The organism is Citrobacter sp. R56 (assembly GCF_016811995.1).
Lineage (GTDB): Bacteria > Pseudomonadota > Gammaproteobacteria > Enterobacterales > Enterobacteriaceae > Citrobacter_D > Citrobacter_D enshiensis.
Genome location: NZ_CP069159.1, coordinates 1,869,012 through 1,889,684, shown reverse-complemented (window position 1 = coordinate 1,889,684; position 20,673 = coordinate 1,869,012). Strand labels below are relative to the sequence as shown.

Here is a 20,673-nt window from a genome sequence, read left to right as displayed (position 1 = left end):
CCAGGATTATACGTGCGTTGGATAAATGCATGCTGAAGACCAGGACCTGGGATTACGCGGTCAGGAATTCCCGGGCAACATCCCGAATACCGGGGCCGTCGAGTTGGTAATGCGCGTACAGATGCGTGGGTGGCGCAATCAGACTGTATTCGTCATAGATACCATGGCGTCTGAGTTTCTTACCGACCCCCTCATCGCAGAGCACTTCTGCAACAGCGGCTCCTAAGCCGCCGAGAACGTTGTGCTCTTCAACGGTCATCAGCTTCTTACTCCTGGCCGCAGCTTCCAGAATCGCATCACGATCCAGAGGCTTAATACTCGCCATGTCGATAACCCCAACGGAATGCCCCATCGCGTTGAGTTCCCGTGCGGCTTCCAGTGCGCCATGAACAGTGATGCCGCAGGCAAATATCGTTAATTCTTCACCGATACTGTGGATAATTGCCTTACCGAACTGGAACGTAGTATCGCTGTTGTACACCACCGGATCCCGACCACGGCCAATGCGAAAGTAGATAGGCCGATCGTAATCCGCTGAGGCTCTGATAGCCGCTTCCAGTTGGGCGCCATCCGCGGGCGAGACAATCGACAGGTCAGCAATGGATCGCATCGTGCCAATATCCTCGGTCGCATGATGGGAAGTGCCGTAAAATCCAAGCGAGATACCGGTATGGTGGCCCACAAGACGCACCGGAAGCGCTGAATAGGCAATATCCATACGGATTTGCTCGCAACACAACAACCCGAGGAACGACGCAAACGTCGCCACCCAGGGAACCAGGCCGCAGCTTGCCATTCCCGCCGCCGCCGTCACCATGTTCTGCTCACTGATGCCGAAAGGGTAATACCGGTCAGGATACTCGCTCGCAAAACGATTCAGGCCGTTCGAATACTGTAGGTCAGCAGAGCCCGCCACGACAGGATGGCCGTTTCTGACTAGCTCCATTAATCCATTGGAAAGATGATCGAGACCCGGATTGATCATGTTCAAACCACGGTACTGCCAGGAGTTCGGATTGAGAGGTGCGGTATTCGTCGTGGTCATTTCAGATCTCCTTAGATTCAATTTCAGCAATAGCGCGGGCAGCATCATCAGGGGCGAGATAGCCCAAATGCCATCCCGGTTCAGTTTCCATGTACGACACGCCTTTGCCCTTCACCGTCCTGGCAATGATGCACACCGGTTGTTGGCGTTTGCGGTCACATTTCACTTTACGCAGTACCGTGGTGAGGGCAGCGAGATCGTGACCATCTACCACATGCACTTCCCAGCCAAAGGCGCGCCACTTCTCATCCAGAGGTTCAACACCCAGAACATCATCCACTTTGCCGTCGAGCTGATAGCCGTTCCGGTCAATGATGGCGATCAGGCGATTGGCTTTGTGATGCGCTGCGCCCAGCGCCGCTTCCCACACCTGGCCTTCCTGCATTTCGCCGTCGCCGAGCAGTGCAAAAACATCGAACTCCTCGTCCATATTGCGCTGTGCCAGACACATGCCCAGAGCGCCAGACAGCGCGTGACCAATAGAGCCGGAGGAGAAATCAATGCCTGGAACTTTACGCATGTCCGGGTGATCGCCCAGTGGGCTGCCCAGCCGCGTATAGTCGTCAAGCCATTCGGTCGGGATGATGCCGAGATCCGCTAGAATGGGGAACTGCCCTACTGCCGCATGCCCCTTACCCATTAAAAATCGGTCACGTCCACGCCATTTAGGTTCATCCGGACGGATCGTCATGACGTCGTAATAGAGCGCAGAGAAAATTTCGGCCGCTGAGAAAACAGAGGTGTAATGCCCCGTTTTTGCAATCTCAATCAGTCGAATTGTTTCGAGTCGAACAAAGCGCGCCCGGTTGCGAAGAAAGGCCAGCTTTTCCGGGGTCGGTATATAATCAGTGGCTTGCCACTCTTCAAACCGGGATTGGGGTAGCGACATACAATATCCTCTTCGTGCGTTAGGCCAGGATTAGGTGTTTTCGAGGCATTGCATTGCCTCGGTAAGGTTGGTGCTATTTAGCGCGGGGCTAAAATTTCGGGCGTGGGGTGCGCCGAGTGTCGGCGCCACGATCTGCTCAAGCAGTTCGGGAGTGACCGCGTTCACGCCAAGGTCAGCCAGACGAACGGGCAGTCCGAGTTGGGCATAAAAGGCGCGTAAATCTGCGATGAAAGCCTCGCTCCGATTTTCCGCCGTGAGTTGCACCATCAGTCCGTAGGCAACCTGCAATCCGTGTGGCTGGCTGTTGGCATTGGCTATCGCAGAAAGACCACGGGTCATCGCGTGCGCCAAAGACAAACCGCCGCTCTCAAAGCCCAGACCGCTCATCAGAATGACGGCTTCGATAACACGTTCAAAGGCGGCGTCAGGCGTACCACTTCCCGCGACAGACAGTGCGGCGGCGGCATCTTCGCGCAGGATGTCGTAGCAACAACGCGCCAGCGCCAGCGCTGACAGTGCCGGACGTGCACCAAACATATTGATGCCATCCGCCTTCTGGCACTGTTCTGCTTCAAACCGTTTGGTCAGCGCATCAGCGATCCCGGCAATCAGGAACGAACGCGGTGCTTGCGCAAGCAACTGAGTATCCACCAGCACATAGGCCGCACTACGAGGCAGATGCCCCACCTCGCTGAGTCGATGGTTTTCGTCGTAGATGACATAGTTTTTTGAACAGGGCGCATCATTCGACGCAACCGTCGGGATGGTGACCAGTGGCAATCCGAATGTGTGCGCCATGGCTTTTCCTGCATCAATGCACTTGCCACCGCCCATCCCTATCAGGCCATCTATCTGGTGAACGCAGGCTTCTGCGCGAAGCGCCACCAGTGCTGCATGGGTAACTTCGCCATCAAATCGAAGCCACTGCACCTCAACGTTGGCGCGGCGACAACTGGCCACCAGCCGTTCTCCGGCTATTTTCCAGACGGCACTGTCGGTAATCACCGCCAGCCGATTACCTACCCGCGCCAGATGTTCACCACTGCTATCCAGCAAACCGGGGCCCTGGATGTAACGACCAGGAGCACCAAAGATCAACGCATTCATACCCACTCTCCTTCACTGTTATTTGATGCATGATATATCTTGATTTTTGACGTGCTGAGGGCAATCAATAGAGACGATCAGCGCAGCGTGTCACCCCTGCCTTTACCGATTGGCGGTTTTCCAAACAGGAAATCAGCAATCAGTGACAACTGTCCGACAATCATGTGAGAACCTTTGTGAATCACACATCCACGGTTCTGCGCCGCCTGAAGAAGTGGCGTGACATCAGGGTTCATGACGACCTCGCCAACAAGGGTACCCGGCACCAGAGTTTCAGGATCCACAGGCAATGGGTCATCACTTTTCAGCCCAAGGGACGTCGCATTCACCACCAGGTCGTACCCCTGACCATTTGCGTCGGCAACCTGGATCTCCCGCTGTGGAAACAGAGCACGAAGCTGATTAACGCGGGAATGTGCTCTCGCTTCGGTACGGTTGTGAATACCGAGCGTTGACACGCCCGCAGCGAGTAACGCCTGAGCAATACCGGTTGCCGCCCCACCCGCGCCGAGAAGCAACGCGTTGCGTCCTGCAAGGTGATGCCCCTGATTTCGCAAGCCGAGCACAAAACCCTCACCATCGAAAAACTGACCGGAGAAGGTTCCATCCGCGTTCCGCCGCGCAACGTTGCACACCTGAAGCTGTTCCGCTGCGCCACTGAGATCGTGACAAAGTTGCGCTACCGCCTCTTTGTGAGGGATCGTCACAATGACGCCCGCGAGGTTCTCAACCTGCCGTAGCCCTTCCCACACTCGCGCTAACTCTGATGGCTGTACTTGCCAGGGGACGAGAACAGCGTCATGCCCCAATTGCTGAAGGAGCGGATTAAAAAACGTCGGAGTCCGCAAATGCCGGGCGGGATAAGCGAGATGCACTACCACGCGGGTGGTTCCACTGATATTCATCGTTGTATCCTTTTAAGTAACATTAATACATAATACATGATATATCTTAGTCATCACCAAACTGTAAAATCAATGTTGCAATACTGTGACGAACCTGACACGTTATGAGCGTCAGTCCCTGGAAGGAGGTGTTTCGTGTATCAACCGATTGAAAAAATAAATCTGAGTGAGCGCGTCTATGGACGCATTCGGTTGGCATTAATGGATGGGCAGTACCAGCCTGGAGAACGACTGAGAATATCTCAACTGGCCAGCGAATTTGCCGTTTCTATCACCCCCGTTCGGGAGGCTATTTTCCGGCTCGTCAGTGAACAGGCGCTGGAGATGAAGGCAGCAACCGCCATCTTTGTCCCAGAAATGACAGTGGAACAACTTAAAGAGATTCAACTGATACGCCATCTTCTGGAAGGTGAAGCCGCCGCCCTTGCGGCTGAGCGCATTACGTCGGCAGAACTGGACGCGCTGGAAGAATTGCAACAGCGTTTTCTCGACGTGTTTGTCAGCGATGCTAAAAAAGCCTCGATGCTTAACTGGGAATTTCATTTCAGGCTCATTAGCGCAGCCAGGATGCCCGTAATGCTTAAAACGCTCGAAAACATGTGGGTCAGTATGGGACCGATTTTGCGAACGTTTCATATTGAGGTGCCGCAGCGCGATTTAGATCTGGAAACACACAAGCATCATGAAATCATCCAGGCACTCCGCGCACGCGATCCGAACAAGGCGAAGGCCGCACTGCAAGCGGACATCAGTTGGGGCTCCATTTTGATCGAGTGGCTGGAAAACCGTGAACGTTGCAGAGAGGCTGAAGCGGGTATGCTTTCATAAAGACCTGCGGTACTGAATTAAAGCACCGTACTTAAGCAGTGATTGACCAGAGCAAACATGACGTTGCAACGAATCATTGAACGAAACGTATTACATTTAGGTAATCATTTAAAAGTGCCAGGGAAGGCTTTATAGACGGGTGCAGGAATTACCCCGCCCGCGAAGGATTGATGGCAAATGCCCCATTCGCAGATAACCGCAACGTCGCGGTTTATTGTGTTGGTGAGCGTTATCCCCACCAATATGACCGTTAGGGTAACCCGGCAAAATAGCTATTTAATAAACGCCACAGATAATTCGCTGCTGGCGTCATACGATGGTCATTAGAGCGCAACAAATGACACAGACTTTCACGAGCAATACGATGATCAATAGGGACAGCCACCAATTGCTCGCGAAATTGAATACTTTTCAATGTTTGCGGCGTCATAAATGCGACGCCTTGTCCGGTCTGGCATAAGGCGATAGCGCTGGTAAACAGATTACAGCGGTATGCGGGCGTAAAAATAAGGCCTTCATTTTTAAAAATGGCATTCAGATAACGCTGTATACCAAAATCTTCGCTCATGACAATTAAGCGGTGGCGCGTTAATTCTTCGGCGGTAACAGCAGGTAAAGCGGCGACAGGATGATCGGGCGGTACAATGGCGCAAATCGGTCCACGCCGAAAACTATTACACTTCAAACCCGGCGGCGCGGACGGTCCAAAACTCACCGACATATCCACTTCCCCTTTAGCCAGTAGCGTAAGGGTGGTTTGCATATCGCCAGACTGAATGTTGACGAAGACCGCAGGATACGCCAGGGAAAATTCACTGATGACATGCCTGACCACCTCTTCCACCATGCCCTGACCGACGCGCAAGTTCACCGATCCACCGCGCATATGGCGCAAATCCTGCAACTGACGCTCGAGTTGTTTGCGCCGTTGCACCGTCAGCGCATAGTCTTCTGCCAGCAGTTTCCCGACATCCGTTAATACCACGTTGCGGCCACGTCGTTCGAGTAACGGCAGTTGTAACGTTCTTTCCAGTTCAGATAACTGACGACTCACTACCGACGGATTAATGCCCAACGCATCGGCCGCACGTCGAATACCGCCATGTACGCCAACTTCATACAAATACCCGATGGATTTTTCTGGATAGGTGGAGAACGTCATATTTTTGGCTTATTCGTTGCTCACAGGGCAACAATAATAATCATCACTCCTCATTTTTTACAATGCCAATTCTGCGCATACTGCCTGTGACAACCAAGACAGACGGAAAAATACATGAAAAATATAAAAACGTATCTGCAACAACACGCATCTGACATCCTGAATGATATTAAACGGTTAGTACTGGCAGAATCGCCATCACATGATAAAACGGCGGTTGATGCGTGTGGTCGGGTGCTGGAGGACATTTTCCAGCAACGTTTAGGCGTGCAGGCGGAAATCGATGAACAAGTACACTACGGCAACCACCGCAAATTCACTCTCGGTAGCGACGGGCCGCAAACGACGCTGATAGGTCACTTCGATACGGTATGGGACAAGGGTGTGCTGTCTCTTCGTGAGGAAGACGGTAAATTATACGGGCCGGGTATTCTGGATATGAAATCCGGGCTGGTGCAGGCCATCTGGGCAGTGCGCGCGTTGCAACAGCTCAACTTGCTCGGGCACCAACGTATCGTTTTCCTGTGTAACAGTGACGAAGAGCTGGGCAGCCCGAGTTCGCGTGAATGGATTGAAACACATGCGCGCGGTTCCGCGCAGGTGTTAGTCGTTGAACCAGCCGTCGCGGGCAGCGGCGCGCTTAAAGTCGCGCGAAAAGGCACGGGCCACTATGAAATAACTATCCACGGGCTGGCGGCACATGCCGGTAATAATCCAGAAGAAGGTGCCAGCGCAATACAAGAGATGGCGCAGCACATTCTCTACCTGAATAGCCTCAATGCACCTGAGCGTGGCACTACCGTCAACGTAGGGATTGCCAACGGTGGCAGCCGCTTCAATGTGGTGGCCGATCGCGCGTATCTCGGCATAGACACCCGGGTCACATCGCAAGAAGAAGCTGCGAGTATTCATGAAGCAATTTCTCAATTGCGCCCCTACGATCCGCGTATCACGCTGCAGGTCAGCGGTGGGCAGGGTCGTCCACCGATGCGGCAGACGGCCGCAGCGCGTACGTTATTTACACGGGCGCAGCATGTGGCGGAAGCACTAGGCTTCACCGTGGAAGGTGAAAGCGTTGGCGGCGGCAGCGACGGTAATTTTACTGCCGCGCTCGGATTACCCACCCTGGATGGCCTTGGTGCGACCGGTTCCGGAATCCATGCTAAGCATGAACATATCAACATCGCCAATGTGCCACTACGCGCGGCATTAGTGGCGGGGATCATTGCTGAAGGGGGAAATCATGACGCAATCCCACGTTGATTCGTACTCACCTCCGGTCTCCTTGCAGGATAAAGGGCAAAGTCCCTATCTGTTGCTGTTTATTATCCTGGTGCTTGCCGCCGTCGCGACCTGGATTATTCCCGCTGGCGTTTATGATTATGAAACGCGCGACGGTATCAAGTTTGCGGTGAAAGGCAGCCTGCATGCCGTTGCGCAAAGTGGCGTCTATCCGCTGGAAATCTTCACGGCGATAGCCAAAGGCATGGTAAAACAAGCGTCGATTATTTTTCTGATTCTGTTTACGGGTGGCGTGCTAGCCGTCATCGAAAAAACCGGCGCCATTGCGACTGCGCTTAATTCTTTATCGCACAGCACGAAACTCAGCGACAAATGGCTCGTGCTGATTTTTGCCGCCATCTTCGGCCTGCTGGGTACTACTGGCGTCGTGGTGAATGCCGTGGTCGCGTTTGTGCCCATTGGGTTGCTGATCGCGCGTTCGATGGGATTACCGCCAATACTGGGGGCATCGTTGGTCTACCTGACCTGCGCGGCGGGCTTTAATGTGGCGATCCTCAATCCTGCAACGACGGGGCTCACACAACATCTGGCGCAGTTACCGCTCTTTTCCGGCATGCTGCTGCGTGGTATCACCTGCCTGTTATTTATCATTACCGCTGCCGCCTATTTGATCTGGTCAATTCGCCGTAGCCGACAGCAGGGTTCTGTGCGCCCCACTCTGGAAGCTTCAGGCAATGAAGTGTTGAACGTTACGGGACGCCATAAATGGGTTTTAGCCATCACCGTGCTGGCACTGATCTTGTTTATAGCCGGGACGATACAATTCCATTGGGGCACCAATGAGATGTCAGCGATGTTTATCCTGCTGACGATAATCGTAGGGCTCATTGGACGCCTGTCCGGATCAGAGATTGCGAATACCTTTCTCGCGGGCTGTTCGAAGCTGGTAAAAGGCGCATTTATCGTCGGTATGGCCGCAGCCATCTCGCTAGTGTTGCAGCAAGGCAACGTACTGGATCCGATTGTCGGGAGCTTATCCGATTTACTGGAGCCGGTGCCGATACATGCGGCGACCCTCGGGATGTTTATCAGCGCCGCGTTGATTCATTTTGGGATCTCTTCAGGTTCCGGTGAATCGGCACTGCTGATCCCTATCTTCTCTCCGCTTGGCGATAACCTTGGTCTGACGCGTCAAGTGATGGTCCAGGCAGTCTTGCTCGGTGAAGGTATCGTCAACTGCATGAACCCAACCTCCGGTGTTCTGATGGCCGTATTAGCCACTGCCGGTGTGCCTTATGGCAAATGGTTGCGTTTTGTGGCACCCGTGATCGCCATCTGGTTTGTCATTTGCGTCATCATGCTGCTGATTGGCGTGGCGATTAACTGGGGACCGTTTTAAACCATCAGTGTCGGGACACTATAGCCATCGCCATAGTGTCCTTCCTTTGGCGTAAATAGACATATACCGTATAAATCATCACGGCTTCGGTAGCCATCGCTTACGTCGGCAGTGTTGCATTAACCCGTTGAACTCACAGCTAAAAGCAGTATCACTGGTATATTATTAACGGGAATAGCTCAGGAGATATGATGGTAACCAGGGAAAGCATGAAACAATAGATCATTGAGTGTATTCAAGAGCGGAATGGCAGTGCCTGGCCTCGTGAAGTCTCAAAGTATGTCTGGGATAACTATGAAGATTCCGGGTACTGCGCTCAATCAACCGAATACTAAGCCGTGCTTCCGGTTGGGCAATATAGCGGCTGACGTTTGAGGCAGGCATTACCAGTATGCGGGCTGGTTACGTATCCGGAATCTATACCTTAACCTCCGTCATTTCTGGCATAACCACCTGGCACTGGATTGACCGTTTCAACCAGAAAAAATTTCTTTTGAGTAATATGTTTTTACTTGGTGGCCTGACTCTGATGATACTGACGACTGACAGTTATCCTGTTTTGCTGACGCTGCGTTTTTCTGCCGGTCTTATCGGTGGCACCACTATGGGTGTGGGGACGGCATTAGTGATCAAACTTTCACCAGAGCAGCTGCGCACACGTATGCTGGCCACGATAATTACCTCTTTTTCAGTGGTCAGTATCGCGGGCATGCCCTGTGTACTTTTTCTTTACGAATATTACAACTGGCGAGTCGCACTTGTGCTGGCAGCCCTGCTCTGCTTTGCTGCCTTACCCCTTATTCTGAAGGACATACCAGAACCGGAGTTTAACGGTTTACCTGGAAAAACATTGCACGTGTCGCCCGAGATGCTGCTTTTTGCTTCAGGAAATGCGCTGGCACTGTTCAGCCCCATGCTGATTGTCCCTATACTGGTTCCGTTGCTTTTAAAAACAATGCATGCGCCAGAATGGTTGTTTGTCGTTGGAAGCGTGGCAGAGTTTGTTGCAACAAAGATGACGGGCAGGCTTTCCACATCTTTTACGGGATTTGGGCTAGGTTTTGCGTCCACTCTGCTGTTTGGAATAAGTCTCCTTTTCCCTTTATGCAATATCAGCGCATACTGGGCTTTCATTGTGATGTTTCTGGGCGCTTCATACTCCAGTCTGGTCGCTTCCTCAGCAGTATCAATCCGTTTTACGGATGAAAATAACCGGGCCGGATTTTTGACCCTGCAGGCTGCGCTGATGTCGCTGAGTACAACGGCAGCATTCTTTATCTCTTCACTGCTTTTATCAGACTAGGGATTTAGCAGCGGCGGAATAAAAACGCTTATCTTGCTTTGTGCTGTGAGCGCCTTTGCGTTACCGTTTTGCCTTAAAATGCTGGAAGCGAAACTTTCTGCAAAACATATCAACGCCAACGAATCCAGTTGAGTTTGTGGGTTTAGAAGTATCACAAGGCAAAATGGAAAGTCAGCGAAATTGAAGGGTTGGAAGCTACGTGCATTGGAATTCAGTGCAAGGTGAGATGAACGTTAACCTCAATAATGCTGCTGAAGATGATCGGCCCATCCGCAAACGGTTAATCCAGAAAATGCGAATGGTCAATTAACCAGAGCGAATACATTCCTAAGATGGGTAGATTCATCAAGGGCTATGCAGACTGAATCAGGCCAGAGACGAACCGGAAAGCCGATACAGCGGAACAGATCGCTATGTTAGAAGTGACACTGTAAGTATCCCGCATAATCGAGCCATTCACATTTTGAGATCTTCCGGCATACTCACTTTGCCAATTTAGCAATCACAATGGTTTTAGCAGAGAAGGTTACTCATGATGAAAAATCTTTCAGTCAAACCTTCTACTGCTTGAGATAAACAAAACACCTGCGGCAGTAGAGACGTCCCCATTGAAATAATGGCCAAAGACGTTAAGCTCAAAAGCTCGTCTACTCCATCTTATAATCCAGGATCAGAAACATCATCAATGAACTGACGCGCTGTGCTATTGAACCCCGCAGCGGAAAACAGTATTGTTAGTTTGCCGTCCCGAATAGTAACTGTTTGACGGCGGATAAATTCACCAATGAGGTGATTGATTCCTGCCTGTGTATAGGCGTACCAGTACATCCCCATTTCTGGATCGCAGTTTTGCCACCAACGCAACTTAGTCCCATTCACGTACATGCTGGATGTGCTTCCGGATGATTGACATTCAGCTCTGCTACGGGGCAAAAGGTAAGCATTTATATCGCCCTTGACAGTTCTTGAAAGTATCATGTACCAGTACCCATCTTCCGACATGACCGTGGGTTCGCCACGTTTATTGATATACCAGCCATCCGCATGGGCTGGAACTAAAACACTACAAATAAACACCACCGCTGCGATTAAAACTCGCATTTTACAATCCCCTTAAAATTGCATGCTATGAGCAACATTCGGCTCATAATATGAGTTATATCAAACTGTTGGCTTTAGTTGATCGTTTGGCCACTGGATAATTATCATAAAACAATACCGTAAAAATTGAAGCCATTATCAGTTTTGAGCGTTCAAAAAATTCACGACCAGATTTGTTCTGGATTTTATGTAGTTTGGAATAGAGCTTGTTTATTTCTTCCATGTGCATCACGACTACGTTAAGGATTTGAAAAGATCCCTGCACAACCTGGACCGATTGTAGCCCAGTGGATTAATGCACATTAAAACACATGCGCTGAGGCCCTATTCTTATGGCGAAGTCGAATGGCGAAACAATGGTGAAGGGAAGGTACAAAAACAAAAAAACCACCCGTAGGTGGTTTCACGACACTGCTTATTGCTTTGATTATACTTGTCTTTCCCATGGTGCCCGGAGTGGGACTTGAACCCACACAGCGCGTACGCCGAGGGATTTTAAATCCCTTGTGTCTACCGATTCCACCATCCGGGCTCGGGAAGAAAGTGGAGGCGCGTTCCGGAGTCGAACCGGACTAGACGGATTTGCAATCCGCTACATAACCGCTTTGCTAACGCGCCAAATTCTTCAGGCTTTTCAGCCAGACACCCGCAATTGCCGATGTCTTTAAACTGGAGCGGGAAACGAGACTCGAACTCGCGACCCCGACCTTGGCAAGGTCGTGCTCTACCAACTGAGCTATTCCCGCATCACCAAGTAACTTTGTTAATCACTTGATTTTGTTATCGTCTGGCAATCTGTGCTGCCGTTCGATGCGTTGCATTCTACTTACCTGACGCACTGAGTCAACGATATTTTTCGTCACTCACGATCGTTTGCTGAAATTTGCGGCGAAACGATCACTGATCAAGCAAATCCCCGCGTGCAGCGCTCAAATATTGCAGCATCGACCACAGCGTCAGTATGGCTGCGACAAAGAATAACGCGATCCCGGCATACTCTACCCAAATGTTTGGACGCCATAACAACCATGCCAGCGCCGCCATTTGTGATGTTGTTTTGACTTTCCCGATCCAGGAGACGGCCACGCTGCTGCGTTTACCGAGTTCCGCCATCCATTCGCGCAATGCGGAAATAATGATTTCACGGGCGATCATCGTTGCGGCGGGTAATGTCACCCACCAGCTATGGTAGTGTTCTGTCACCAGGACCATTGCGATAGCGACCAGCACTTTATCTGCCACCGGGTCAAGAAACGCGCCAAAGCGGGTACTTTGATTCCAGCGACGCGCCAGATAACCATCAAACCAGTCAGTTACGGCTGCAATACAGAAGATGAGCGCACACACAAACGGTGCCCAACTGAATGGCAGATAAAACGCCAGTACAAAGAAGGGAATCAGTATGACGCGAAACAGCGTGAGCAATGTAGGAATATTAAATTGCATAGTGACGGGTAACTATCTGTTGTCAGAGAATTTACCCCTATGTTGCTACAGAGACCTCAATGTTTCAACGAGTAGAAGATCTTTTCTGCCAGACCTTGCGAAATACCCGGCACTTTTGCAATTTCTTCTACGCTGGCGTTACGTAATCCTTGCAAACCACCCATATATTTCAACAGCATTTGCCGACGTTTAGGACCAACGCCTTCGATGGTTTCCAGCGTACTGGTGTTTTTGACTTTCGCCCGTTTTTTACGGTGCCCGCCGATCGCATGGTCGTGAGACTCATCGCGAATATGCTGGATAACGTGTAGCGCCGGAGAATCCGGGGGCAAACTGAACCCCTCACCTTCCGGTTCGAAGAACAGTGTTTCCAGACCCGCCTTACGATCGGCGCCCTTCGCTACCCCAAGTAGCAATGGATGCTGTTTGTCCCAGGGTACATCAAGTTCAGCAAAGACCGCTTTCGCCTGCCCAAGCTGCCCTTTTCCGCCATCTATCAGAATAACGTCCGGGATCTTACTTTCTTCAATCGCTTTGCCATAACGTCGACGCAGCACCTGATTCATCGCCGCATAATCATCGCCAGGCGTAATGCCGGTGATGTTGTAACGACGATATTCAGCACGCAGTGGTCCGTTGGCGTCAAAGACCACGCAGGAGGCGACCGTCTGCTCGCCCATGGTGTGACTAATATCGAAACATTCCATGCGTTTTACCGTAGGTAGTTTCAACACCGTCGCCAGCGCCGTCAAACGCTGGGTAATGGTTGACTGCTGAGAAAGTTTCGTCGTCAGCGCTGTCGCGGCATTGGTACGCGCCAGCTTGAGATACCTTGCGCGATCGCCACGTGGTTTCGTCTGCACATTGACCCGACGTCCGGCCAGTTCCGACAGAGAGTCCGCCAACAACGTTTTGTCACTCAGATTAAAATCCAGCAGGATTTCACCCGGCAGCGTTCGCATCTGACTGCCTTGCAGATAGAACTGCCCGACAAACGTCTCCACGACTTCGCCCATTTCGGTCCCACCGGGCACCTTAGGGAAATAGCTGCGGCTGCCCAGCACTTTGCCCTGGCGTATAAAGAGCACGTGCAGGCAGGCCATTCCCGCGTCGAAAGCTACCCCGATAACATCAAGATCGTCGCCTGTATTCGACACAAACTGTTTTTCGGTGACACGACGCACAGCCTGTATTTGATCGCGAATGCGCGCGGCTTCTTCAAATTCCAGATTGCGGCTGGCGTTTTCCATCCGCGCGATCAACTGCGTCAAAACCTGATCGTCTTTGCCGGATAAAAACAGACGGACATACTCGACCTGCTGGGCGTATTCTTCCTCGCTGACCAGCCCCCCCACGCAGGGACCAAGACAACGTCCAATCTGATATTGCAGACAGGGGCGCGAGCGGTTGCGGTAAACGCTGTTTTCACACTGACGAATCGGAAAGATTTTTTGCAGTAGCGCCAGTGTTTCACGCACGGCATAGCCGTTTGGGAACGGGCCAAAATACTCGCCTTTGGCATGTTTGGCACCACGGTGCATAGCCAGACGCGGATGCGTATCGCCACTCAGAAAAATAAAGGGATAGGATTTGTCGTCACGCAACAGCACGTTATAGCGGGGCTGATACAGCTTGATGTAGTTATGCTCAAGCAGTAACGCTTCGGTTTCCGTATGGGTGACCGTCACATCAATTTGCTGAATTTGCGCGACCAACGCTTCGGTCTTCCGCGAAGCAAGGTTGCTGCGGAAATAGCTGGAAAGCCGTTTTTTCAGGTCCTTCGCTTTACCGACATAAATAACCGTACCACCAGCATCATACATACGATAAACGCCGGGCTGGCTGGTAACGGTTTTTAAAAACGCTTTCGCGTCAAACTGAAGGCTCACTGACTTGTTAACGTCTCCGCATTACACAGGCCATGACGAATTGCCAGGTGAGTCAGCTCTACATCACCATGAATGTTTAGTTTACTGAACATCCGATAGCGATAACTGTTCACCGTTTTAGGACTGAGATTCAGCTGTTCTGAGATCTCATTCACCTTCTGGCCTTTGGTGATCATCAGCATAATCTGCAACTCGCGTTCAGACAAACTGGCAAACGGGGTTTCCGTTTTTTCTGGCTCGATCTGGCTAAGGGCCATCTGCTGTGCAATGTCGGAAGCAATATAACGTTGCCCGGAGAACACGGAACGAATCGCACTCACCACTTCCTGCGGAGCCGCACCTTTACTCAGATACCCTGCTGCACCCGCCTGCATGACTTTGGCGGGCAACGGATTTTCCGTATGGACCGTCAACATGATCACTTTAATGTCAGCCGTTGAACGCGCAATTTTACGCGTCGCTTCAAGACCGCCAATTCCGGGCATGTTCATGTCCATCAACACGACGTCAGCGGTATTTGTGCGACACCATTTAACAGCATCCTCACCGCAACATGCTTCGCCGACGACTTTTATGCCCTTTATATCTTCCAGAATGCGTCGTATCCCTGCGCGCACCAGTTCGTGGTCATCAACAAGAAGAACGTTGATCAAAGGAATATCTCCAGAATAGGGATAACGCTACTGATAGTTACTCGGCCATATATTAGCGGGTTTTATCTCAACTTTGAAACGCAAAAAACACCGCCCCTTAGATTTTGTTCTCGTTTTTGGAAATTAGATTGTACGGAATGTGGAAACTTTCCCCGTAAAACAGCCATTCCCATCGACTATATCTCTCTTGAAGTTTCAGAATAGTGACAAAAAATTCACGCCCTTCGGCTTAAATGATAAATAGGAAGCAACTTTGTAACAATAATTAACGAGTAAAATACGCGTCATAAACAATGGGTGAAGAAAATATATCCACTGCAAGACGTTGTTTATTTTAATGGCTCAGGCTGAAGTTTCGACGAAAAAACAACCACTGCTATTTTTAGCGCGGCTTATGGTATACTCCGCCGCCTTAACATTTGCCATCGCACTTTTTCACTGTAACAGAACGAGGAAAATAAATGAGTACGCCTGATTTTTCCACTGCCGAGAATAATCAAGAACTGGCTAACGAAGTCACCTGCCTGAAAGCCATGTTAACGCTGATGCTGCAGGCAGTGGGACAAGCCGACGCAGGGCGCGTGATTCTTAAAATGGAAAAACAGATCGCGCTGATTGAAGACAAATCACAAGCAGCGGTATTTTCCAACACTGTTAAGCAAATTAAACAAGCTTACCGACAATAAGATGAAACCGGCTGAGAGCAGCGCTTTCGGCCGGTTTTGCGCCAGAACACAAAAATTACATTTAAATCAAACCGATAGCCGCAGCATAGCAGGCAATCTGCGTCTTGTTTGGTGCGTTAAACTTCTTTTGCATATTCTTCTGATGAAAATTGACGGTGTTCTCCGAAATCGACAGGATCATGGCGATTTCAGACGACGTTTTCCCTTCAGCCGTCCACTTTAAGATTTCCTTTTCTCGCTTGCTAAAACGCATCTCCGGCGTCGTGACCATGTCATTTTCCAGCCGCGTAAGCACGGAGAGGCTCTCACGCACCAGTAGCTGCAGTTTCAGCTCGACTTCATCAGAGGCAAAGGGCACATTGCGTACGTTCGACCGTGAGACGGAAAGGAACCCCAGCGCACGATTCGGCAGCATACAGCACTGGGTGATCCCCTTTCGCAAACCGTGGGAGCGTGCCGCATCCCACAGTGTCTGGGTATCACTGAATAATGCGTCATTCCAGGGTAAATGTCCCTGTTTGAAGTTTTCCGGTTTCAGCACCGGATCAATAGCAAAATAGTTTTCAGACTGATAGTGGGTAATCCACGCCTGAGGATATGTCGTTTGAAGAGAGATTTTTGGTCGTGTAAACGGGACCGGATGACGAACGCATAATGCGTAATAATCGAACTCCAGTTGACACGTCTGGTGCTGTAATTCCCGATAAACATCTTCTGCCGTCGCCATTTCCTGAAAGCGTATCAGCATACTCCGTCGCCAGGTGAAGAAATCATTTTCCTGCATATCAGGGGATACCACCTCTGAGATTGATTATCATTTTAAATGAGTAAACACGCTACCACATAAATGGAGTTTATATGAATAAAATATCGGTCAGGAAGAGGATTACTTGAACTTTATTTCAATATACCCATCATTATTAGGGTGAAAATGCATTAACCAGGCGGGATGGAGTCATATTTATTCAAATATACTCGCCCAGAAGAGGATTATTTCGGGCGAGTATCGCAAGACCATTTATTTCATCAGAAACTTCTCAAGAAACTGGCGAGTGCGTGGGTGCTGCGGATGGCTAAATAACGATTTTGCAGGACCCTGTTCCACAATTCGTCCCTGATCCATGAATATCGCCCGGTCAGCCACATCACGGGCGAAACTCATCTCGTGCGTCACAATCACCATGGTCCGTTTTTCCTGTGCCAGCTGGCGGATAGTATTGAGTACCTCCCCCACCAGCTCAGGATCGAGCGCAGAGGTCGGTTCATCAAACAAAATGACCTCCGGGCGCATGGCCAGCGCACGCGCGATCGCCACACGTTGCTGCTGCCCGCCGGATAAGCGCCGCGGGTAGCTGGTCTCCTTCCCGGTCAGCCCTACCTTTGCCAGCAGCTCATGCGCACGGGCCGTTGCTTCCGCTTTTGATTCACCTTTGACGATCACCGGACCTTCAATGATGTTCTCCACCACCGTACGGTGCGGAAACAAATTGAAGTTCTGGAATACAAAACCCACATGTTGACGCAACTGGCGAATCAATCCCTTCTGCTGATTTAAGGAGCGGGCGGTATCAATGGTGATATCCCCCACTTTGATCGTGCCAGCTTCCGGCACTTCCAGAAGATTGATGCTGCGCAGTAAGGTGGTTTTGCCCGAACCGCTTGGCCCAATAATGGCGACGACCTCACCCGGTTTGACCTCGAGATCGATGCCGTGCAGCACCGTCTGCCCATGGAATTTTTTCACCAGGTTTTTGACTTCGATGGCACTCATTTTGGATCTTTCTCCTGGCGGTTAAGCTGGTCTTCAAAGTAGTTCTGCAGTGCCGATAGCACCGTCGCCATCACCCAGTAGATCAACGAGGCGGCCAGATACATGGTGAAGACTTCCAGCGTACGCGAGGTGATCAACTGCGCCTGACGGAACAGTTCCGGCACCTGAATCGTCGCCGCCAGCGAGGTATCTTTCACCAGGCTGATAAAACTGTTGCTCAGCGGCGGCAAAGCCACACGGGCAGCCTGCGGTAAGATGGCGCGGCGCAGCGTTTGCCACGGCGTCATGCCGATACTCGCCGCCGCCTCCCACTGACCTTTGTCAATGGAGGAGATCGCCGCACGCAGCGTTTCAGAGGTGTACGCCGCCGTATTGAGCGACAAGCCGATCATCGCCGCCGGGATAGGGTCCAGCTCAATACCAAACTGCGGCAGACCGTAGTAGATCATAAACAGCTGGGCGATCAGAGGCGTCCCCCGGAAAATAGAGATATAAAAGCGCGCCAGCCACCGGACAGGCAACAGCGGCGACATGCGCATCAGCGCCAGAATAAACCCCAGCAGCAGACCAAAAAACATCCCGCCAATACTCAGTTGCAGCGTGAACACCGCCCCTTTGAGCAGATACGGCAGAGAATCAATCACCAGTTGGATACTTTCTTGCATTCGCGTTTTTCGACCTGGTTGTTATACGTGAGGATGGTAGGCAAACAACGCAGGTGCGCCACCGGTATGAATAAACAGAATTGGCCCTTCATCTTTGAAGCGTTTCTGGCTGATGCCATCAATCAGGCCCGCCATCGCTTTCCCCGTATAAACAGGGTCCAGCAAAATGCCCTCCAGACGCGCCAGCAGTTTCACCGCTTCCATCCCCTCATCATTCGGCATACCGTAGCCCGGCGCAAAATAGTCATCCCACAGCAGGATCTCCGCCGATGCGGTCAGTTCTAATTCTTTGGCAATCGCCTGTTGCAGGGCCACCACTTTAGGCTGCTGGTCGGCAACTTTACGCGAAACGGTCACCCCTACCAGGTCAACCTCCGGCATCAGTTGTTCCAGCCCCACCGCCAGCCCCGCATGCGTCCCGGCGCTGCCTGACGCCACCACCACGGAAGAAAGTTGTACCGCGCCTTCACACTGCTGGGCAATTTCCAGTGCGCTTTCCACATAGCCCAATGCGCCCAGGGCGTTCGAGCCGCCAACCGGTATCACATAAGGGCGAAATCCTTGCGCTTCAACGCGGGTTGCCAGCTCATGGAGTTGTGCTTCCGGGTCGTTCAACGCGGCGCACATTTCGATTTGAACATTGAACAGATCGAGCAGCAGGCGGTTACCGTTAGTCAGATAATTTTCCGCCGTGGTGCCAATGGGATTTTCCAGCAACGCAATGCAGTGCAATCCCAGTTTTGCCGCCACCGCCGCCGTCTGGCGGACATGGTTAGACTGAATCGCGCCCGCCGTAATCAGCGTATCCGCCCCTTCGCGCAGCGCATCCGCCGCCAGAAACTCCAGCTTACGCAGTTTATTGCCGCCCATCGCCATCGGCGTAACGTCATCCCGTTTGATGAAAATATCGCGTCCCAGATAGTCAGAAAAACGCGGCAGGTATTCGAGCGGCGTTGGCGCGCCGATAAATTCCAGACGTGGAAAGCGCGTTAAATTATGCAGTGGCATATAGCCTCCGATGTTTATTGTGTTGTGGTGTTCTTTTTATTATGCACGTTCATTCGGATGAAATAAAAAAGGCGCCCGTTAAAGCGCCTTTTTTTTGCATTGTTGACGATTATTTCGTCACATCTGCACCAAACCATTTTTCAGACAGCGCTTTCAGCGAGCCATCTTTCTGCATGTCGGCAATCGCCGCATCCACCGCCTTCAGCAAATCGTCGTTACCTTTACGCAGCGCAACGCCCGATTCCTGACGGGAGAACGCTTCACCGGTCACCGCCAACGTGTCTTTGGTTTTCTTCACCAGATCCAGCGCCGCCAGGCGATCCACCAGGATAGCGTCGATACGCCCCACGCGCAGATCCTGATATTTGGTCGGGTCATCATCGTAAGTGCGGATGTCGACACCTTCAACGTTCTGGCGCAACCACTCTTCGTAGTTGGTTCCCAGACCCACACCCACTTTCTTACCTTTCAGGTCAGCCGCAGTTTTAATGCTGCCTTCATTGCCTTTTTTCACCAGCGCCTGGATACCCGAAACGGTATACGGGGTAGAGAAGTCGTATTTCTTCTTACGTTCGTCGGAGATGGTCACCTGATTAATGACGACATCAATACGTTTGGAATCCAGCGATGCCAGCATACCGTCCCATTTGGTCGGTTTCAGCTCAGCTTTAACCCCCAGATGTTTCGCCAACTCCTGCGCAAACTCTACTTCAAAACCGGTCAACTTACCATCATCGCCCTGAAAACTGAACGGAGGATATGTCCCTTCCAGTCCTACCAGCAGCGTACCGCGCTCTTTCACTTTATTTAACAGACCTTCATCTGCAAAAGTCTTCACGCTCATTCCGGCGACGAGTGCAACAGCCATCACACCCATCAGAGCCTGACGTCCCAGAAGTGCTAATTTCATAGTTACCCCGAAAGTTGTTATTTATCACGGTAGTGTAGAGGGTTTGCCGTTAATCACAAAAACGACTCCGCTACATCTTATGCTTTTTTAATATATATCAGAAGTCGCGGAACAGCAGGAATTCTGCATCTGTCCAGGGACGGCATGCGCTTTGTATTGTTCATACTTGCGCAGTGCGATCCGATAGTTATTGGTGCTGGTTTCGGGTAACCAGGGAGACAGGCTTTCATCAAGAAAACCGTCCTGCACCACATCGTGGGTAATGTTTTGTTCCGTGAGATGATTGCCGAGTCGGCGCAGGCGGACGACGTATTCGCGCACCGTGCCATGACTCATTTCGGTCTGCTCAAACAAAAATTGTTTAAAGCCGATGATGTCGAAAAAGTCGCTCTGCTCTTTGCAGTGCAGATCACCGCAAAAACGGCACAGAGCGACCCACTCTTTTTGCTCCTGCTGCCAGGCGGCATCATCAAACAGCGAATCCAGTCTGGAAATGGCAATTTTGTTCACAATCTGCCCACGACGGACCAGCGTGATCCTGTCGAGCAGTTTGTGGCAATGCGCGCAATGCGTCTGGCTGTGTTTAAAATCTTTGAGGTAGCGGCTTAGTGGCCGTCTTTTAGATTGCTGCACCGTCATGAGAACTCCTGGTAGTCAATTCGTT

The 20,673-nt window shown here is 51.3% G+C and carries 20 protein-coding genes, 3 tRNA genes and 1 pseudogene; 6 read left to right on the top strand and 18 right to left on the bottom strand.

Going from position 1 to position 20,673, the window contains the following annotated elements; translation table 11 throughout:
* Nucleotides 1-52: 52 nt before the first annotated feature.
* From JM656_RS09020 to JM656_RS09005, 4 genes are all read right to left on the bottom strand, one after another.
* A complete protein-coding gene (locus JM656_RS09020) occupies nucleotides 53-1,045 on the bottom strand; it encodes a transketolase family protein (RefSeq protein ID WP_203360862.1) in 993 nt (330 codons plus the stop codon).
* A 1-nt stretch (nucleotide 1,046) separates the two neighbouring features.
* Nucleotides 1,047-1,934 (bottom strand): transketolase, encoded by an 888-nt coding sequence (locus tag JM656_RS09015; RefSeq protein WP_203360861.1) that lies wholly within the window; start codon nucleotides 1,932-1,934, stop codon nucleotides 1,047-1,049.
* Between the two features lie 30 nt (nucleotides 1,935-1,964).
* Nucleotides 1,965-3,041: a glycerol dehydrogenase gene (locus JM656_RS09010; RefSeq protein WP_203360860.1), complete on the bottom strand. Its 1,077-nt coding sequence runs from the start codon at nucleotides 3,039-3,041 to the stop codon at nucleotides 1,965-1,967.
* Between the two features lie 77 nt (nucleotides 3,042-3,118).
* Nucleotides 3,119-3,946 carry a shikimate dehydrogenase gene (locus tag JM656_RS09005; RefSeq protein ID WP_203360859.1) on the bottom strand — a complete coding sequence of 276 codons (828 nt, stop codon included), beginning with the start codon at nucleotides 3,944-3,946 and terminating at the stop codon, nucleotides 3,119-3,121.
* Nucleotides 3,947-4,081: 135 nt separating this feature from the next.
* On the opposite strand from JM656_RS09005, the gene JM656_RS09000 reads away from it, so the two are divergent.
* Complete coding sequence (locus tag JM656_RS09000; protein ID WP_203360858.1) at nucleotides 4,082-4,774, top strand: GntR family transcriptional regulator; 693 nt, start codon at nucleotides 4,082-4,084, stop codon at nucleotides 4,772-4,774.
* A 250-nt stretch (nucleotides 4,775-5,024) separates the two neighbouring features.
* Here the strand turns inward: JM656_RS09000 and JM656_RS08995 are convergent, their stop codons facing one another.
* Nucleotides 5,025-5,936, bottom strand: coding sequence for a LysR family transcriptional regulator (locus tag JM656_RS08995; RefSeq protein WP_203360857.1), 912 nt, complete (start codon nucleotides 5,934-5,936; stop codon nucleotides 5,025-5,027).
* Between the two features lie 114 nt (nucleotides 5,937-6,050).
* On the opposite strand from JM656_RS08995, the gene JM656_RS08990 reads away from it, so the two are divergent.
* The 3 genes from JM656_RS08990 to JM656_RS08980 all read left to right on the top strand — a co-directional run bounded on the left by JM656_RS08990 (nucleotide 6,051) and on the right by JM656_RS08980 (nucleotide 9,880).
* Nucleotides 6,051-7,199: a M20 family metallopeptidase gene (locus JM656_RS08990; protein ID WP_203360856.1), complete on the top strand. Its 1,149-nt coding sequence runs from the start codon at nucleotides 6,051-6,053 to the stop codon at nucleotides 7,197-7,199.
* Nucleotides 7,180-8,577: a YfcC family protein gene (locus JM656_RS08985; protein WP_203360855.1), complete on the top strand. Its 1,398-nt coding sequence runs from the start codon at nucleotides 7,180-7,182 to the stop codon at nucleotides 8,575-8,577. The genes JM656_RS08990 and JM656_RS08985 overlap by 20 nt, the downstream gene beginning before the upstream one ends.
* 391 nt (nucleotides 8,578-8,968) lie before the next feature.
* A complete protein-coding gene (locus JM656_RS08980; protein WP_203360854.1) occupies nucleotides 8,969-9,880 on the top strand; it encodes an MFS transporter in 912 nt (303 codons plus the stop codon).
* Between the two features lie 657 nt (nucleotides 9,881-10,537).
* On the opposite strand, the gene JM656_RS08975 is transcribed toward JM656_RS08980, so the two are convergent.
* The 7 genes from JM656_RS08975 to uvrY all read right to left on the bottom strand — a co-directional run bounded on the left by JM656_RS08975 (nucleotide 10,538) and on the right by uvrY (nucleotide 14,969).
* A complete protein-coding gene (locus tag JM656_RS08975; protein WP_203360853.1) occupies nucleotides 10,538-10,981 on the bottom strand; it encodes a hypothetical protein in 444 nt (147 codons plus the stop codon).
* A 445-nt stretch (nucleotides 10,982-11,426) separates the two neighbouring features.
* Nucleotides 11,427-11,513: transfer RNA gene (locus JM656_RS08970), tRNA-Leu, on the bottom strand.
* A gap of 12 nt (nucleotides 11,514-11,525) precedes the next feature.
* A tRNA-Cys gene (locus tag JM656_RS08965) sits at nucleotides 11,526-11,599 on the bottom strand.
* Between the two features lie 52 nt (nucleotides 11,600-11,651).
* Nucleotides 11,652-11,727, bottom strand: a tRNA-Gly gene (locus JM656_RS08960).
* A 151-nt stretch (nucleotides 11,728-11,878) separates the two neighbouring features.
* Nucleotides 11,879-12,427 (bottom strand): CDP-diacylglycerol--glycerol-3-phosphate 3-phosphatidyltransferase, encoded by a 549-nt coding sequence (gene pgsA / locus JM656_RS08955; protein WP_192612565.1) that lies wholly within the window; start codon nucleotides 12,425-12,427, stop codon nucleotides 11,879-11,881.
* Between the two features lie 56 nt (nucleotides 12,428-12,483).
* On the bottom strand, nucleotides 12,484-14,316 hold the full coding sequence (gene uvrC, locus JM656_RS08950; protein WP_203360852.1) for an excinuclease ABC subunit UvrC: 1,833 nt from the start codon (nucleotides 14,314-14,316) through the stop codon (nucleotides 12,484-12,486).
* Nucleotides 14,313-14,969, bottom strand: a complete 657-nt coding sequence (gene uvrY, locus JM656_RS08945; RefSeq protein ID WP_203360851.1) for a UvrY/SirA/GacA family response regulator transcription factor — start codon at nucleotides 14,967-14,969, stop codon at nucleotides 14,313-14,315. The genes uvrC and uvrY overlap by 4 nt, the downstream gene beginning before the upstream one ends.
* A 354-nt stretch (nucleotides 14,970-15,323) precedes the next feature.
* Between uvrY and JM656_RS22280 the strand changes: the two are divergent.
* Nucleotides 15,324-15,413, top strand: a pseudogene (locus tag JM656_RS22280) (hypothetical protein); the annotation flags it as partial.
* Nucleotides 15,414-15,430: 17 nt separating this feature from the next.
* Nucleotides 15,431-15,655, top strand: a complete 225-nt coding sequence (locus JM656_RS08940; protein ID WP_203360850.1) for a DUF2594 family protein — start codon at nucleotides 15,431-15,433, stop codon at nucleotides 15,653-15,655.
* Between the two features lie 61 nt (nucleotides 15,656-15,716).
* On the opposite strand, the gene sdiA is transcribed toward JM656_RS08940, so the two are convergent.
* From sdiA to fliZ, 6 genes are all read right to left on the bottom strand, one after another.
* Nucleotides 15,717-16,439: a transcriptional regulator SdiA gene (sdiA, locus tag JM656_RS08935; protein WP_203360849.1), complete on the bottom strand. Its 723-nt coding sequence runs from the start codon at nucleotides 16,437-16,439 to the stop codon at nucleotides 15,717-15,719.
* A 234-nt stretch (nucleotides 16,440-16,673) separates the two neighbouring features.
* A complete protein-coding gene (gene tcyN, locus JM656_RS08930) occupies nucleotides 16,674-17,426 on the bottom strand; it encodes an L-cystine ABC transporter ATP-binding protein TcyN (RefSeq protein ID WP_203360848.1) in 753 nt (250 codons plus the stop codon).
* Nucleotides 17,423-18,091 carry a cystine ABC transporter permease gene (gene tcyL, locus JM656_RS08925; protein ID WP_192612571.1) on the bottom strand — a complete coding sequence of 223 codons (669 nt, stop codon included), beginning with the start codon at nucleotides 18,089-18,091 and terminating at the stop codon, nucleotides 17,423-17,425. The genes tcyN and tcyL overlap by 4 nt, the downstream gene beginning before the upstream one ends.
* Before the next feature lie 21 nt (nucleotides 18,092-18,112).
* Complete coding sequence (gene dcyD, locus JM656_RS08920; protein WP_203360847.1) at nucleotides 18,113-19,099, bottom strand: D-cysteine desulfhydrase; 987 nt, start codon at nucleotides 19,097-19,099, stop codon at nucleotides 18,113-18,115.
* A gap of 109 nt (nucleotides 19,100-19,208) precedes the next feature.
* Entirely contained in the window at nucleotides 19,209-20,009 is an 801-nt protein-coding gene (tcyJ, locus tag JM656_RS08915) for a cystine ABC transporter substrate-binding protein (protein ID WP_192612573.1), read from the bottom strand.
* 87 nt (nucleotides 20,010-20,096) lie between these two features.
* Nucleotides 20,097-20,648 (bottom strand): flagella biosynthesis regulatory protein FliZ, encoded by a 552-nt coding sequence (fliZ, locus tag JM656_RS08910; RefSeq protein ID WP_203360846.1) that lies wholly within the window; start codon nucleotides 20,646-20,648, stop codon nucleotides 20,097-20,099.
* Between the last annotated feature and the right edge of the window lie 25 nt (nucleotides 20,649-20,673).

Coding starts and splice junctions, on each gene's coding strand:
- JM656_RS09010 (WP_203360860.1), bottom strand. CDS start 3,041: ATGAATGCGTTGATCTTTGGTGCTCCTGGTCGTTACATCCAGGGCCCC.
- JM656_RS08980 (WP_203360854.1), top strand. CDS start 8,969: ATGCGGGCTGGTTACGTATCCGGAATCTATACCTTAACCTCCGTCATT.
- JM656_RS08990 (WP_203360856.1), top strand. CDS start 6,051: ATGAAAAATATAAAAACGTATCTGCAACAACACGCATCTGACATCCTG.
- tcyN (WP_203360848.1), bottom strand. CDS start 17,426: ATGAGTGCCATCGAAGTCAAAAACCTGGTGAAAAAATTCCATGGGCAG.
- fliZ (WP_203360846.1), bottom strand. CDS start 20,648: ATGACGGTGCAGCAATCTAAAAGACGGCCACTAAGCCGCTACCTCAAA.
- dcyD (WP_203360847.1), bottom strand. CDS start 19,099: ATGCCACTGCATAATTTAACGCGCTTTCCACGTCTGGAATTTATCGGC.
- JM656_RS09005 (WP_203360859.1), bottom strand. CDS start 3,946: ATGAATATCAGTGGAACCACCCGCGTGGTAGTGCATCTCGCTTATCCC.
- JM656_RS08975 (WP_203360853.1), bottom strand. CDS start 10,981: ATGCGAGTTTTAATCGCAGCGGTGGTGTTTATTTGTAGTGTTTTAGTT.
- tcyJ (WP_192612573.1), bottom strand. CDS start 20,009: ATGAAATTAGCACTTCTGGGACGTCAGGCTCTGATGGGTGTGATGGCT.
- sdiA (WP_203360849.1), bottom strand. CDS start 16,439: ATGCAGGAAAATGATTTCTTCACCTGGCGACGGAGTATGCTGATACGC.
- JM656_RS08940 (WP_203360850.1), top strand. CDS start 15,431: ATGAGTACGCCTGATTTTTCCACTGCCGAGAATAATCAAGAACTGGCT.
- JM656_RS09020 (WP_203360862.1), bottom strand. CDS start 1,045: ATGACCACGACGAATACCGCACCTCTCAATCCGAACTCCTGGCAGTAC.
- JM656_RS09015 (WP_203360861.1), bottom strand. CDS start 1,934: ATGTCGCTACCCCAATCCCGGTTTGAAGAGTGGCAAGCCACTGATTAT.
- JM656_RS08995 (WP_203360857.1), bottom strand. CDS start 5,936: ATGACGTTCTCCACCTATCCAGAAAAATCCATCGGGTATTTGTATGAA.
- JM656_RS08985 (WP_203360855.1), top strand. CDS start 7,180: ATGACGCAATCCCACGTTGATTCGTACTCACCTCCGGTCTCCTTGCAG.
- tcyL (WP_192612571.1), bottom strand. CDS start 18,091: ATGCAAGAAAGTATCCAACTGGTGATTGATTCTCTGCCGTATCTGCTC.
- pgsA (WP_192612565.1), bottom strand. CDS start 12,427: ATGCAATTTAATATTCCTACATTGCTCACGCTGTTTCGCGTCATACTG.